The 14291-nt window shown below is 69.3% G+C and carries 15 protein-coding genes; 9 read left to right on the top strand and 6 right to left on the bottom strand.

The genetic code is table 11. From position 1 onward, the window contains the following. Window positions 1–48: 48 nt before the first annotated feature. Window positions 49–1374, bottom strand: a complete 1326-nt coding sequence (locus ABD798_RS24465) for an MFS transporter (RefSeq protein ID WP_344879013.1) — start codon at window positions 1372–1374, stop codon at window positions 49–51. A gap of 68 nt (window positions 1375–1442) precedes the next feature. Between ABD798_RS24465 and ABD798_RS24460 the strand changes: the two genes are divergently transcribed. The 3 genes from ABD798_RS24460 to ABD798_RS24450 all read left to right on the top strand — a co-directional run bounded on the left by ABD798_RS24460 (window position 1443) and on the right by ABD798_RS24450 (window position 3942). Continuing rightward, the gene (locus ABD798_RS24460) at window positions 1443–1925 is read left to right on the top strand and encodes a winged helix-turn-helix transcriptional regulator (protein ID WP_344879010.1); all 483 of its coding nucleotides are present in this window, start codon (window positions 1443–1445) and stop codon (window positions 1923–1925) included. Next, window positions 1876–3057 (top strand): site-specific integrase, encoded by a 1182-nt coding sequence (locus tag ABD798_RS24455; protein ID WP_344879008.1) that lies wholly within the window; start codon window positions 1876–1878, stop codon window positions 3055–3057. The genes ABD798_RS24460 and ABD798_RS24455 overlap by 50 nt, the downstream gene beginning before the upstream one ends. A gap of 63 nt (window positions 3058–3120) precedes the next feature. Further along, window positions 3121–3942, top strand: a complete 822-nt coding sequence (locus ABD798_RS24450) for an alpha/beta fold hydrolase (protein ID WP_344879005.1) — start codon at window positions 3121–3123, stop codon at window positions 3940–3942. Window positions 3943–4131: 189 nt separating this feature from the next. Here ABD798_RS24450 and ABD798_RS24445 read toward each other — a convergent pair whose 3' ends face one another. Together ABD798_RS24445 and ABD798_RS24440 are read right to left on the bottom strand one after the other, a co-directional pair. After that, on the bottom strand, window positions 4132–5079 hold the full coding sequence (locus ABD798_RS24445) for an alpha/beta fold hydrolase (RefSeq protein WP_344879004.1): 948 nt from the start codon (window positions 5077–5079) through the stop codon (window positions 4132–4134). A gap of 45 nt (window positions 5080–5124) precedes the next feature. After that, window positions 5125–5643, bottom strand: a complete 519-nt coding sequence (locus ABD798_RS24440; RefSeq protein ID WP_344879002.1) for a winged helix-turn-helix transcriptional regulator — start codon at window positions 5641–5643, stop codon at window positions 5125–5127. Window positions 5644–5728: 85 nt separating this feature from the next. Between ABD798_RS24440 and ABD798_RS24435 the strand changes: the two genes are divergently transcribed. The 4 genes from ABD798_RS24435 (at window position 5729) to ABD798_RS24420 (ending at window position 10251) form a co-directional block, all read left to right on the top strand. Next, entirely contained in the window at window positions 5729–7084 is a 1356-nt protein-coding gene (locus ABD798_RS24435) for a M20/M25/M40 family metallo-hydrolase (protein ID WP_344879000.1), read from the top strand. After that, window positions 7081–8886, top strand: coding sequence for a S9 family peptidase (locus tag ABD798_RS24430; RefSeq protein WP_344878997.1), 1806 nt, complete (start codon window positions 7081–7083; stop codon window positions 8884–8886). The genes ABD798_RS24435 and ABD798_RS24430 overlap by 4 nt, the downstream gene beginning before the upstream one ends. 33 nt (window positions 8887–8919) lie before the next feature. After that, complete coding sequence (locus tag ABD798_RS24425; protein ID WP_344878994.1) at window positions 8920–9303, top strand: VOC family protein; 384 nt, start codon at window positions 8920–8922, stop codon at window positions 9301–9303. Between the two features lie 204 nt (window positions 9304–9507). Continuing rightward, window positions 9508–10251, top strand: a complete 744-nt coding sequence (locus ABD798_RS24420) for a DUF6193 family natural product biosynthesis protein (RefSeq protein WP_344878990.1) — start codon at window positions 9508–9510, stop codon at window positions 10249–10251. A 220-nt stretch (window positions 10252–10471) separates the two neighbouring features. On the opposite strand, the gene ABD798_RS24415 is transcribed toward ABD798_RS24420, so the two are convergent. Continuing rightward, window positions 10472–10903: a YybH family protein gene (locus tag ABD798_RS24415; RefSeq protein WP_344878987.1), complete on the bottom strand. Its 432-nt coding sequence runs from the start codon at window positions 10901–10903 to the stop codon at window positions 10472–10474. A 102-nt stretch (window positions 10904–11005) separates the two neighbouring features. On the opposite strand from ABD798_RS24415, the gene ABD798_RS24410 reads away from it, so the two are divergent. Next, complete coding sequence (locus tag ABD798_RS24410; RefSeq protein WP_344878984.1) at window positions 11006–11377, top strand: YciI family protein; 372 nt, start codon at window positions 11006–11008, stop codon at window positions 11375–11377. On the opposite strand, the gene ABD798_RS24405 is transcribed toward ABD798_RS24410, so the two are convergent. Further along, the gene (locus tag ABD798_RS24405; RefSeq protein ID WP_344878981.1) at window positions 11378–12499 is read right to left on the bottom strand and encodes an HNH endonuclease signature motif containing protein; all 1122 of its coding nucleotides are present in this window, start codon (window positions 12497–12499) and stop codon (window positions 11378–11380) included. 266 nt (window positions 12500–12765) lie between these two features. Then, the gene (locus ABD798_RS24400; RefSeq protein WP_344878978.1) at window positions 12766–13266 is read right to left on the bottom strand and encodes a tetratricopeptide repeat protein; all 501 of its coding nucleotides are present in this window, start codon (window positions 13264–13266) and stop codon (window positions 12766–12768) included. Window positions 13267–13322: 56 nt separating this feature from the next. Between ABD798_RS24400 and ABD798_RS24395 the strand changes: the two genes are divergently transcribed. Continuing rightward, a complete protein-coding gene (locus tag ABD798_RS24395) occupies window positions 13323–14288 on the top strand; it encodes an MDR family NADP-dependent oxidoreductase (RefSeq protein WP_344878975.1) in 966 nt (321 codons plus the stop codon). Window positions 14289–14291: the final 3 nt, after the last annotated feature.

The following is a 14291-nucleotide window of genomic DNA, read 5'->3' as shown; positions in this document are numbered from 1 at the left end:
CGGTGGCACATACGACCGTGGCAACCGACGGAATTTCCTTCTTCACCATCACGACCGCAACGCCGTGACGGCGGCGAGCAGGGCGCAGACGAGGGGCACGACGAGGGCGGCGTGCAAGCCCAGGGCCAGGGCGCCGGTGACGGCGGAGAGGCCGAGCGCGGCGCCGAACTGGAAGGACGTGTAGAGCAGGCCGCTGGCCAGGCCGTGCTCGGACTCGGCGGCACCGTCGGTCGCGGTGATGGTCAGCGGGCCGTAGGCGAACGCGAACGACACGCCGAGCAGGACCATCGTCGGGAACATCGCCGCGAAACCCCAGTCCGGGCTGACGGGGAGGAACAACGCGTAGGCCAGCACCGCCAGCAGCACTCCGACGATGATCACGCGACGGTGGCCGAACCGGGCGGTCAGGCGCGGGGTGAGCGTCGGCGCGAGCACGGCGTCCAGGCCGATGGCCAGCATCATGAAGCTGGTTTCGAGCGTGGACCAGCCGAGCACTTCGCGCAGGTAGAGCACGGCGACGAACTGGAAGCCGAAGAACCCGGCTGCGACCAGCAGCGTCGTGAGGTTGGCGTGCACCAGCCGCACCGAACGCAGGATTCCCAAGCGCACCAAGGGTTGTGCGGCGCGACGCTCCCACAACACGAACAACGCGAACAACGCTAGGGACGCCGCCCCGGAGACAGCGGTCGAGACGAGCGAGGCGTGTGGAGCGCGTTCGATGGTGAGCACGAGCAGCACCAGGGCGGCGGTGACGCTGATCGCGCCGACGAAGTCGATGTCGCGGAAGGAGCGCGTGGTGCGAGGGTCGCGGGGGATCAACGGGATGGCGCCCGCGAGCAGGCACAGCGCGAAGATCACCGGCGCGAGGAAGACCCACCGCCAGTCGATCGCGGTCAGCACCCCGCCGATGACCAGGCCGAGCGAGAACCCGGCGGCGGCCGTGCCCGCGTAGATCATCAGGGCGCGCTCGCGGACCGGGCCCTCCGGCAGGGTGGTCGTGATGATCGACAGCCCCGCCGGGGTCAGGAACGCCGCGGCGACACCGGTGACGAAACGCGCGGTGATCAACGTCCAGCCGTCGCCCGCGATCGCGCCGAGCCCGGAGAACAGGATGAACACGGTGAGCCAGAACAGGAACACCCGCCGCCTGCCGAACAGGTCCCCCGCGCGCCCGCCGAGCAGCATGAACCCGCCGTAGCCGAGCACGTAGGCGCTCATCACCCACTGCAGCGCGCCCGTGGACAGCCCGAGGTCGGCCCGGATCGACGGCAGCGCGACGTTCATCATCGCGATGTCCACGCCCTCCAGGAAGATCGCCCCGCAGAGCACCGCCAGCAGCGCGCCGTACCGCTGCCTTTCCACCGCCACTACCACTGAATCTCCTTCTGACCTGCACGGTTCCCTCTTGTAACCAAGACGAGCTTCGAGCAGACTCAGCCGCTGTGGAAGAAGGCACTTCAAAGTCAGCCAGTTACTCCGAGGGAACCGAAGACCCCTACGACGCCTGCCAGTGGGACGTCCGCGAGGGCTGCGAGGTGCGCCAGATCCTGGACCGCATCGCCGACAAGTGGTCGCTGCTCGTGGTGGCACTGCTGGCCAGCAGGCGGATGCGGTTCACCGAGCTGCTGCGCGAGGTCGACGGCGTCAGCCAGCGGATGCTGACCGTCACGCTGCGCCAGCTCGAACGCGACGGCCTGGTCGAGCGCACGGTGTACCCGGTGGTGCCGCCGCGCGTGGAGTACGAGCTGACCTCGCTCGGCGTGACGCTGCACTCGGCGGTGCAGTCGCTGGTGGTGTGGACCGAGACGCACCAGGTGGAGATCGCCTCGGCGCGCGCTGCCTACGACCGCGCCCAGCAGGCCCTAGAATCCGATCATGGGCGAACTGATCCCGCTCCCGGAGCCGGTGCGCGTCGCGCTCGGTGAACGGCCGCGCAGCGTCCTGATCGACTCCGCCGCGCTCGCCGAGGTGCGGGCGCGCTTCGCCGACGCCCAAGCCGAAGCGTTGGCCAAGTACCTCGAAGAGTCCCAGTCCCCCAACACTTTGCGGGCCTACCGCGCTGACTGGATCGGCTGGGCGGGATGGTGTTCTCGCGAAGGACGGCAAGCCCTGCCAGCCGATGCGCTCGACGTGGCCGTGTACCTCGCGGCGGCCGCGGAGGCGCGCGCGGACGACGGAGTTCGCTGGGCCTTCGCACCGTCCACTTTGGAGCGCAAGGCTGCCGCCATCGCCGCCGTGCACGCCGCGAACGGTTTGCCGTCGCCGACGCGCTCGGACGTGGTTCGCTTGACACTGCGCGGAATTCGGCGCAGTCGCCGCGCCCAGCCCAAGCGCAAACGGCCCGTCCTGCTGCACACGCTCACCGAGCTGTTGGCGCAGTTGCCCGAGCCCGGCTGGCCGACCGAACCGGCGCGCAGGCGCGACGCACTGGTGCTGCTGATCGGCTTCGCCGGGGCGCTGCGCCGCAGTGAGCTGGCCACGATCTCCCTCGACGACGTCGATGTGCAGACCGATCCGGGAACCGGCGAACCCGTGCTGATCATCAGGCTCGCCGTCACCAAGACCGACCCCACCGGCGTGCGCCAGCAACAGGTCGTGCTCCCGCGCGGTCAGCGGCCGGACACGTGCCCGGTGTGCGCCTACGTCGCGTGGACGGAGCTGCTGGAGATCCCGACGCACGACGAGCTCCGCTCACACACGTTCGAGACGACGAAAGTCCACCGCTGCCACGGCTTCGCGGGCACCGCGCTCAGCGACGGCACCGGCAGGCCGCTGTTCCCGTCGGTCAGCCAGCACGGGCGGATCGCCGCGACCGCGATGTCCGGGCGCGCGGTGGCCGAGCTGGTCAAGCGCTACGCGGCGAAGGCCGGTCTCGACCCGCAGCTGTTCTCCGGGCACTCGCTGCGCTCCGGTTTCGCCACGCAGGCCGCGCTCGGCGGCGCCAGCGACCGCGAGATCATGCGCCAGGGCCGCTGGGCCAACCCGCGCACGGTCCACCGCTACATCCGCATCGCCACGCCGCTGGAGGACAACGCGGTCACCAAGCTCGGTCTCTGAGCTGCTGCCCGATGGGGCGGAGATCCACGGCGGTCGTCGGTGCCCGGACCTACGATCTGGCCCATGAGTCAGACAGTGCGCTCCGCCGACGGCACGACCATCGCCTACGACCGGTTCGGCTCCGGCCCGGCGCTGATCTACGTCGGCGGCGCGACGATGACCAGGAACTCCGATCCCGACCTGTCGGCACTGCTCGCCGAGCGCTTCACCGTGTTCTGCTTCGACCGCAGGGGACGCGGGGACAGCGGCGACCCGATGCCGCCCGGCGCGCCCGCGCAGAACGAGGAGCGGGCCGCCGCCAGCGAGGTCGAGGACGTCGCCGCGCTCATCGCCGAAGCAGGCGGATCGGCGATGCTCTACGGCATGTCCTCCGGCGGCGCACTGGCCCTGGAGGCAACCGCGTCCGGCCTGCCGGTGACCCGCCTCGCGATCTACGAGGCCCCGTTCGCCGAGGACAGCCCCGCCCAGCGCAAGGGCGCCGCCGAGTACGCCACCCGCCTCACCGAACTCCTCGGCGAGGGCAGGCGCGGAGACGCGGCCGCGTTGTTCATGAGCATCACCGGCATGCCAGAGGAGACCGTCGCACAGATCAGGAACATGCAGACCTGGGCGGCGATGGAGGCCGTCGCGCCTTCGCTCGCCTACGACGCGGCAGTGCTGCGCTACTACTCCAGGGGCGGAACCGTGCCCGTCGAATCCCTTGCTGCCGTTACGGTTCCTACGCTCGCGTTGAGCGGCGGTGACAGTCCGGCGTTCTTCGGCTCAGCCGCGCAGAAGATCGCCGACGGAGTGCTCAACGGCGAACACCGCGTGCTCGCCGGGCAGACCCACTACGTCGACCCGCACGTCCTCTCGGCGGCACTGATCGAGTTCCTGGGCGCATAGCTCAGCCGGTTCTGGCCGTAGTGGGTGGCAGCGGAGGTTTGCCAGTCTTCAAGTACCCCGAACCCCCGGTCCTGAGGTCGTTAACCGCCACAAACCCTTCGCCTGGTGGGGTTTGGGGGTCTTCAAGTACGCCTAACCCCCGTCGCGGGGGTCTTCAACCACCACAAACCCCGGTGGGCCTGGGGCGGTTCACGTACCCAATGTGGCATTTGTTTCGTCAGACGTAACCGATGCCACATTGGGTTCATCAGTCGGTGCTGAGGGGGTTGAGAAGGGAAGGAGGAGCGAGCGGAGGATGGGGGCGGCGTGGGTCCAGAGGAGGGCGCCGCCCGCACCGTCCACAATGGAGCGGCGGGCGGAGGGCAGGCGGGCGGCCAGGGATTCGCCGAGGTCTGGGGAGTGCACGGGGCTGGTGTCCTCGGCGCCGAACCAGAGCTCGACGGGCACGGTGATCGCGGTGAGGTCGAAGGGCCACGGGCGCATGGCAAGCACGGTGTCGCGCGCGTACCCGGCGGGGCCCTGGGCGAAGCACTCGGCCATCGCGGACCGGTAGGCGCGCGCGAAGTTCGGTCCTGTGTAGACGCAGCGATCGCCCGCGCCGCTCATGGTGATCACCATGTCCCACATGGCGTCCGCGCTCATGCCGGAGAACAGCCGCTCCGCCGCGCCGGGGTCGTTCACGGCCAGGTCGACCATGCGCCGCACGTCGGGAACGAGGCGGTCGGCGAAGATCGGGTTGGCCAGCTCATCGCCCGCCGAGACCAGCGCGACCGCGCGCACGAGCCCGGCCGCGGCGCACGCCAGCGCGAAGGGCGCTCCCTGGGAGAAGCCCACGACAGCGGGAACGCCGAGCGAACGGGCCTTGAGCAGATGGGCGATGTTGTCGGCCCAGGACGTCAGCGAACGTCCGGGCTGCGGGTCGGACGCGCCGAGCCCGGGGCGGTCGACGGAGATCAACCGCACGTTCATCGCGGGCAACGAGTCCGTGCCGAAGCCGAGTCGCCGGCTCGTCGCGGCGCCGGGGCAGAGCAGCACGGGGCGCCCGTCCGAAGGTCCCCACTCCGCCCAGCCCAGCGCCCTGCCGTCCGGCAAGCGCGTCTGACCGACAAGTTCCGGCTCCGCGACACCAGTCTCCACAGTGGACCATCCTGCCGCCCGGCACACCGCGCTGTGAAACGAGATTCAGGGGCGGAGAGCGATCGACCAGAGGTAGCTCAGCGGTTCGCCGTCGGGCTCGTCGCGGGCCTCGAACTCGGCGAGCAGGTCGGCGAGGCGCTTGCGCAGCTCGGCCTGCGACTCCTCGGACAGCCGCAGCACGCCGCGCGCGAGGTCACGGCTCGCGTCGGGGCCGGCCTGAGCGAGTTCGGCGCGGTGGGCGGAGAGCAGCGCGAGGTCCATTTGCTGCACCAGCTCGGCGGCGTCCAGGTCGAGCGAGGCGAGGCCGCGAGTGCGCCTGGTCGCGCGGTACGGCCGTTCCAAGGAGCCGCGAGCGCCGGTGCGCACCTCGGTCGCCTCCAGGAACTCGGTGTTCACCAGGGCGCGGACGTGCCGGAGCGTGGTCGCGGGCGACATCTCCAGCCGCTGCGCGATCTGCTGGTTGGTCAACGCCTGGTCCAGGCACAGCCGGAGGATGCGCCAGCGCAGCGGATGGCCGAGCGCCTTGAGCTCGGCCACCGTCGCGCTCCGCGTCGGTCGTGACATTCGTGCAGGTTAACCGACGTCCGCTTGTTCGATCAGCCCCGTTCGTGCTACCGATTTCATAAAGTGCAATCACTTTGGGGGTGTCGTGGACGCGCTGATCGACCAGGTCCGGCTGTGGGTGGCGGACCGCTCGGAGAGCCTGATCACCGAACTGGGCGCGTGGGTCGCACAGCCCAGCGTCAGCCGAACCGGTGAGGGCATGCCGGAGGCGCTGCTGCACGGGCTGGACCTGCTGCGCTCCAGCGGCCTCGACGCCGAGGTGGTGCCGACCGACGGCCAGCCCGCCCTGATCGGCAGGGCGGACGGCCCGACCGGCGCTCCGCACGTGCTGATCTACGGGCACTACGACGTCCAGCCGGCGGGCCCGCTCGACGAGTGGATCTCTCCGCCGTTTGACCCCGAGGTGCGCGACGGCCGCATGTACGGGCGCGGCACCGGCGACAACAAGGGCCAGCACCTAGCGCAGCTACTGGGCTTGCGAGCGCTGCGCGAGCTGACCGGAGGACTGCCGTGCCGCGTCACGGTGCTGCTCGACGGTGAGGAGGAGGTCGGCAGCCCGAACCTCGCGCGGGTCGTCCATGAGCGCTTCACCGACGACCGCCCTGACCTGGTGTTGTGGAGCGACGGGCCGGTGCACGAGTCAGGCCGCGCTTGCGTGGTGCTGGGCGTGCGCGGCATCGTCACCTTCGAGCTGCGAGCCACCGGCCCCCGCGCGCCGCTGCACTCCGGGAACTGGGGAGGCGTCGCGCTCAACCCCGCGTGGCAGCTCGTGCAGCTGCTCGCCACGATGCGCGACGCGGACGGAAACGTGCTGGTCAAGGGCTGCGCGGACGACGTGGACCCGCTGTCGGCCGAGGAGCGCGCCGCGCTGGAGGCCTTGCCGCTGGACCTGCCCGAGGTGCTCGCCGAGATGGGGACGACGCGCCTGGAGCCCTCGCCGCTGGAGGGCTACTACGAGCGCCTGACCGCGCCGACCTTCACGATCAACTCGCTGACCTGCGAGGACGGCGACGAGCACCGGACGGTGATCCCGAGCGTGGCGATCGCGCGCTGCGACATGCGCCTGGTCGGGGGCCAGAAGGTGGAGGACGTCATCGAGGCGCTGCGCAGGCACGTCGCCGAGCGCGCGCCGGACATCGAGTTCATCCCAGGAGGTTCCATGCCGCCATCACGCACGCTGCCGGAGACGCCCTACACCCGCGCGATCCTCGCGGGCACCGAACTCGGGCTCAGCGAGCCGCCGCTGCTCGTGCCCGCGCTCGGCGGCAGCCTGCCGATCGCCGCGTTCACCGACGTCCTCGACGTGCCGTGCTACGGCGTTCCGCTGGCCAACGCCGACGAACGCAACCACGCGCCGAACGAGAACATGGAGATCGACCGCTTCCTCAACGGCATCGTCGCCGCCGCGGCGATCCAGCACACCCTGGGCGGCCCGCGATGATTCACGACGACCTCAGCGGATTCGCCCCGAGCCCCGACGGCACGCTGCTGGCACACATCTCCGACGCCAGCGGATCACCACAACCGTGGTTGTCCACTATGGACGGTGCGAGGCCACCGCGGCTGCTCGACGTGGACGGCACGGTCACCAGGCTGGCGTGGCGGCCGGACGGGAGCAGGCTGCTCGTCCAGGTCGACCCCACCGGCGCGGAGAACTACCGGCTCGCCGAGATCGACATCGCCACCGGTGCCGTCGAGTGGCTGACCAGCGAGAACACCCGCGCGGAGATCGGCGTGCCCTACGCCAGCTCCGGCAACCCGTACAGCCCGGACGGCCGCTTCCTGGCGTTCTCGACCAGCGCCAGGGACGAGAGCGTCTTCGACGTGTTCGTCCGCGACCTCACCACGGGCGCGGTGACGACCGTGCTTCAAGCTGGGGTTGAGGTCAGCGAGGACCGCTACCTGCCGATGTTCTTCTCCCCCGACTCGCGGCAACTGCTGGTGCTGCGGATGCACCAGGGCACCGAGCACGACCTGTTCGCCTGCCACGTCGACACCGGCGCGATCGAGCACCTCACCCCGCACGACGGCCCAGCGAAGTTCCTGCCAGCTGGGTGGTCGGAGGACGGGATCTACGTCTGCACCACCCTCGGCCGCGACCACACCGGGCTCGCGCTGCTCAAGCCGGACGGCTCGCTGGACTGGGTGGCCACGCCGGAGCACGACATCGACGGCGCGGTGCTCTCGCCCGACGGTGAGTGGCTGGTGTGGGGCGTCAACGTCGCGACCTACTCCCGGCTGGAGTGGCTCAACCCGCGCACCGGCGAGCGCGGCACTGTCGACGGACTCCCCCGCTGCGTCGCGATGCAGGAGTTCGGCTACGACGGACAGACCGTCCACGTGCGCGGTGAGGAGCTGTTCACGCTGATCAGCAGGCCGACCGCGGCGAAGGACGTGTGGACGGCGAACCTCGTGACCGGCCGAGTCCGCCAGCTCACCGACTCCGGCCCGGACCTGCCCGCGGACCTCATCGAACCCGAGATCGTGCGCTTCCCGAGCGCGGACGGCCGCACCGTGCACGGCCTGCTCTACCGCCCGCGCGGGGTCACATCGGCCGGGGTCGTGGTCGACGTCCACGGCGGGCCGGAGTTCCAGACCCGCCCGTGGTTCTGGCCGGTGACCCAGATGCTGCTCGCGCGCGGGATCGGCGTGCTCGCGACGAACATCCGCGGCTCTTCCGGCTACGGGCTGAGCTACCAGCGCCTGATCTACCGCGACTGGGGCGGCGGCGACCTGGACGACCTCGCGGGTGCTGCCGCCTACCTCAACGGCCTGAGCTGGGTGGACGGTGCGCGGCTCGGGGTGCTCGGCGCGTCCTACGGCGGCTTCGCGACGCTGAGCTGCCTCAGCAGGCTGCCGCAGCTGTGGCGCGCGGGCGTGTCGATCTGCGGGGTGTCCGACCTGGTCAGCGACGTGCGCTCGTTCCCGCCGACGTGGCGGCGCCGCGCGAAGGACTGGCTCGGCGATCCCGACGACCCCGCCGACTTCGCCCGGCTGAAGGAGGCCAGCCCGTACGTGCACGCCCACCGGGTGCGGGCGCCGCTGCTGCTGGTGCACGGGATCAACGACACGCGTGTGTCCATCGAGGAGTCCGACCGGATGGCCGCGCGGATGGTGGAACTCGACCTGCCGGTGAAGCTCGTGCGAGTGGACGGCGAGGGGCACGTGGTGGCCGACCGCGAGACCAAGCAGAGCGAGGAGCAGCTCGTCGTCGACTGGTTCGCGCAGCACCTCGCGCCTTGACCTCAAGCGTTGTGGAGGTTCTACGGTCCGATCATGACCGTGCAGCTGAACCACACCATCGTCCACTCGACCGACCGCGCGGCCACCGCGCGGTTCCTGACCTCGGTGCTCGGGCTGCCCGATGCGGTGCCGTTCGGGCCGTTCCTGGTCGTGGAGACCGCGAACGGGGTCTCGCTCGACGTCATGCACGACTCCGGCGAGTTCACCAGGCAGCACTACGCGTTCCTCGTCGAAGAGGAGGAGTTCGACGTCATCTTCGGCCGCCTCCGCGAGCGCGGCCTGCCCTACTGGGCCGGGCCCGGTCACCGTGGAGCTGGCCAGATCAACACCAACGACGGCGGCCGGGGCGTGTACTTCGACGACCCCGACGGCCACAACCTGGAGATCCTCACCCGCCCCTACGGCTCCGGCGAATGAGTGACCCAGGTCACATCGCGTGCCGGGAACACGGGGGCGGGTCTGTCAGTTGATCGACTGGGGCGGTGCGGATTTGTGTCCCCCGGGCCTACAACGGGCCGTCGCGGAATACCGTTCGGCTGGAGCCGCGTTCGTGCCACCCGCCGTGAGGCGACCACCGCACCGTCCCCCCTTCCTCGGTCACGAAAGTCCTTGAGGAATGCTGTGCTGGTCATCCACCGGCCCGCACACGACGAGGACCACTCCCACCCCATGCGCGACGACATGCGTCCCCACTACCCCGAGCTCGTCGAAGCGGGCGATCTGAGCACCGCCCTGCTGCAGCAGTCCACCGAGGACGGCGCCGCGCTCGTGTTCGAGGCCGACCAGCACCCGCACTCCGCTCGCGTGCTCAGCGCACGCGGTGTCGTCGAGGTCGATCTCGCGTGCCGGGAGCGTTCTTTCCAGCTCAGCCTGTGGAGCCGTGGCGTGAACCTCGCTCGCGGCGACACCGCCGACATCACCGAGGTCGTCGGCATCTGCCGCGCCTGGGAGGCCGGCGCCCGCCTCGCCGATCTCCGCGCGGGCTGGCCGCTGCTGTCCTACACGGAGCTGGCCGAGGCCCACGAGCGCGGCGACGCCGTCGAGGTGAAGTGGCGGATGCTGCTGGAGGACGGCGACCCCCACCTCCGCCCGCTCGTCGAGGCCGCGCTCATCGAGCCGCGCCTGCGCGAGCTGTTCCCCTTCACCAGCCGCCGCGCGCTGCTGTTCAGCCGCTGCACCGGCTACCCGTACCTCAGCGTCCCGCCCGTCGTGGTCCCCCTCGGCGCGGGCCGCTACCGCGTGGTCGGCCCCGACGACACCGTGCTCGGCGAGGACGATGCCGCCGGAGCCGTGGCGGTCACCGTCGCCGCCCTGCCCGCCGACTGCGGCCCCGCCGTGCCCGGCACCGCCGAGGACTTCCACTAGAACGTGTCCTGCAAGTGGTTGCGCTGTGTGTTCCGCACGGTGTCGCCGGGGGGTTGGGGTGTCTTCAAGACCAGCAAACCCCGCTGCTGATCATCGTTAACCGCCGCAAACCCAGCGGTCTTACGGGGTTTGCTGTCGTTGAAGACGGCTGGGGCGGGGGTTAGGTGGTCTTGAAGACCGGCAAACCCGATGGCTTGCAGGACAGTCCCCAGCCCTCCGGCTAGGACTCCGGCTTGAGGTCCGTCGCCGCGCGGAACGAGCCGTCCATGTAGAACGGCGTCGACGCGTGCTCGTGCGTGATCTTCCAGTCACCGTCCACCCGGCGCAGCCCCAGCGTGACGCGGAACCACATCTCAAAGCCTTCCGGCGAGCCGTGCGGGGTCGCGGCGAGCCGGTTCAGGCTGTGGCAGAACGCCACGTCGGCGCCCTCGGTCACCACCAGCTCGGTCACCTCGTAGCCCACCGGCCCGGCGAACTTCGAGAACCACGCCCGAATCCCGTCCGGATCGGTGACTTCGGCGCCCGTCGTCCCCAGCGGCGGCGCGAGGTCGAACCTCACCACCTCCGGCGCGTAGGCGGCCACGACCCGCTCCGGGTCCTTGTCCCGCATCGCGGCGGCGCGGTCGGCGATGATCTGCTCGATGACTGTCATGGGGTGCTCCTACTGTGTCGTCGTCCGTCCTTGCGCCTGGGACGTCGAAGCCGATCCCGCCCGCTCGACACGCTCGCCGAAGAAATGTTCAGGAGATCCCCCGTGAAGTACGTGATCTTGATCCAGAGCAACGCCGCGTCCCTCGCCCGGTGGGAGCTGCTGACCGATCAGCAGCGCTCCGACTTCGGCCACGGCCACATGAACCTCACCGAGGAGCTCAGGAAGTCCGGTCACCTCGTAGCCTCCGAGGGCCTCGGCGATCCCCAGCTCGGCAGGCACGTGTCCCTCCGCGACGGCAAGCCCCTCGTCACCGACGGCCCCTACGCCGAGGCCAAGGAACACCTCGCCGGTTTCTACGTCGTCGAGTGCGCATCCTTCGACGAGGCCGCCTCGATCGCCGCGCGCATGCCCGACGTGCTCATCGGCGGCTCGGTGGAGGTCCGTCCCGTGTTCGATCCCGCCGTTCTCGACTGATCAGAAGGGCGCGGGTTCGGCGATCGGCTCCAGCTCGGTGTCATAGGTGCGCTTGGCCGGGGTCGTCCATCGGTGGGTGCCGTCGTCGAGGTTTTCGCAGCGCCAGTTGGAGTGGGTCTTCATGGTGTGGTGATGACGGCATTTCGGCCGCAGGTTGCGCACTGTCGTGTTGGTTCCGTCGAACGGGCAGCAATGATCGAGGTCGCATCGGTGTGAGGGCTGCTGACATCCGATCGCTGTGCAGCGCGGGTACCGGGCGTTGATCAACTCTCGCTGTTTCGGCGACGGCCGATAGGCGTCACTGACCTCTTCTGCCATCCCAGTCACCGGGTCGGTGAGGATGCGTTTCCAGATACCGCCTGCTGCGATGTCTTGGGCGACGTGGGTGGGGATCGGCCCGTACCCGGCCAGCATGCCCGGATCATCGGTGAGACCGAGGAGTGCCGTGATGGGCATGGTGAGGTAGACCATCGTCTGGCCCTGCGGTGCCGGGGTGTCCAGGCCTAGCAGCAGGTCTCGGGCGACGTCGGCTCGTTTCTGGTCCAGGGTTCGGTCGTCTTTCAGGAGGCTGCGCGCGATCCTGTCGATGTGGTCGAAGGCCATCGCCGTGTCATGCGCGGTCATGGTGTGGCGGAGTTCGGCCATGCCGTCGTCGAGGTTGATCTTCTCCACCAGGCGCCGTTTGCGCTTCTCCTCGTGCCGGAGATCGGCGGCTTTGGGGTCGAGTTTGTGGATCAACGTCTGAGCACGCCGCCGGATCGAGGTGTAGGTCCGGGTGGGGGCGTACTCCAGCAGGTTCGCCTCGGCGATGGAGGTCTGGGGTTCTTTGAGGATGCGGATCTGGTCGACGATGAGCAGGGCTTTGCTCTCATTGATCTTCCCGGCCGCCAGGGCTGCGAGCACCCGGGGGCGTTCGGTCAGCTCGGAGGCGTTGGACAGGATGCGATCCGCCCCGCGTCGGGAGATGTGCAGGGCGCAGGCGATCTCATTCTGCACGAACCGGTAATCACGATCGTCAGCGGCGACGTGGAATGTGATCAAGGCTGTGGCGAGTTCCGCTTTCGCATGACACAGAGCGGCCTGTTTCGCCTCAACCTCGACCAAGAGTTCATCGAGGGTCATACCCCCAATTCTACCCGCAAATAATAGTGGATCATGGCTCTAAAGAATGAATTCCCAGGCGCCCAAACTCCCGAAATGCCCCACGCTGGAACGTAAGCCGCCAACAGAACCGAGGCTTTACCTGGGGTGCGCGTGCCATACGCTTCCGCGAGGGCCGGGTGTTCTATCCCGTGCCCCTGTAAGGCCCAGGGGCACGCGCAAGGGGCCCCCAGGTCAAGCCGACCCCACGCAGGAACCAGCGCCCCCCAAGCAAAAAAGAGGCGAACCTAATCCCACACCTGATCCAAATCCCGAGCATACAACGCAATAGCCTCAGAATAAGACTTCACCGAAGAATCCCCAGTAGTGTCCAGCACAAGGTTCAGCAACGTGGACACAGCCTCCTTGTGCTCCCCGCAGTTATACAACGTCATCGCCAAAAAAGCCTTCAATGGCGCAAAGTCCGGAAACTCCGCCACCCCGCGCCGAAGCGTCTCCAGTGACTCCTCGTACCGCCCCAGAGTCCGATAAGTGCTCCCCAACCCCAGAAAAACCCCGTGCCGCTCCACCGGGCTCAACCCCGGCAAACTCAGCGCCCGAGAATAGAACGGCACCGCCGCGCTCTCCTTGCCGAGCTTGTCGTGCGCCCACCCCGCCTGGTACGCCACGCGCGCGTCGTCCGGGTGTTCCGCCGCCAGCTCCAGCGCCAGCTCCAACGCTTCCTCGTGCCGCCCAGCCGCGCGAGCCGACGTTACGCGCGCGATCCCGGCTTCGATCGTCTCTGACATGCTCCGATGATGTCAGGGCTTGCCCCTGACGCGCGGGTCAAGATCTAGCGTCCGGCATGACCAACTCACGCGAAGTCCGCCTGACAGCGATCCCGGACGGACTGCCCACCCCCGACCACTTCACCATCGCCGAGACCACGCTCCCGGCGCCCGGCGAAGGCGAGGTCCTGGTCAGGAACCGGTACTTCCAGGTGTTCCCAGCGGTGCGCACGCTCTTCGGCGGTGGCGTGGAGGGCGCGCCGTTCCCGGGGATCAAGGCGGGTGAACCGTTGATCGGCGTCGCGATCGGCGAGGTCGTCGACGGACCCCTCCAAGGAACGCTGGTCTCGCACTGGCAGGGGTGGCGTGAGTACGCGGTCGTCCCGGCCGAGCAGACCACGGCGCTCAGCGACGTCCTGCCCGACCCGATCCTGCACCTGTCCCAAGGGCTCACCGCCTACACCGCTTTCGCCCGAGGCGCGGAGATCCGCAAAGGCGACACGGTGTTCATCTCCGGCGGAGCGGGTGGGGTCGGATCGCTCGCCGCGCAGTACGCCAAGCAGCTCGGCGCGGGGCGGGTCGTCGGCAGCACCGGCTCGGCGTGGAAGGCGGAGCGCATGCGCACCGAACTCGGCTACGACGACGTCCTCCCCAGAGGCGAAGCGCCTGACGGGATCGACGTGTTCCTGGACAACGTCGGCGGCGAGCAACTGACCACCGCAGTCACCAAGGCCAACGACAGCGCGCGATTCGTGCTCGTCGGAGCGCTGTCCAGCCAGCTCGCGCCGGACCACGCCGGAATCACCGCCTTCACCGAGGTCGACCTCCTGCAGCTGATCACGAAGCGGATCACCGTGCGCGGGCTGAGCCCCAAGGACTGCTGGCCGGCGCAGGCGGAGTGGGAGCAGCGCTTCAGCGAGTGGTTGCGCGCTGGCGAAGTCTCCTTCCCGCACACGAAGATCTCGGGCATAGAAAACGCTCCGCGAGCGCTGCACGAGCTACTGACCGGGCAGCACGTCGGCTCGGTGGTGGTGGAGCTCTAGCCA

It is taken from the genome of Allokutzneria multivorans (genome assembly GCF_039537405.1).
In the GTDB taxonomy this organism is placed as follows: Bacteria; Actinomycetota; Actinomycetes; order Mycobacteriales; family Pseudonocardiaceae; genus Allokutzneria; species Allokutzneria multivorans.
The sequence above is the reverse complement of the archived record's forward strand: the minus strand, read 5'-3'. Positions and strand labels throughout refer to the sequence as shown.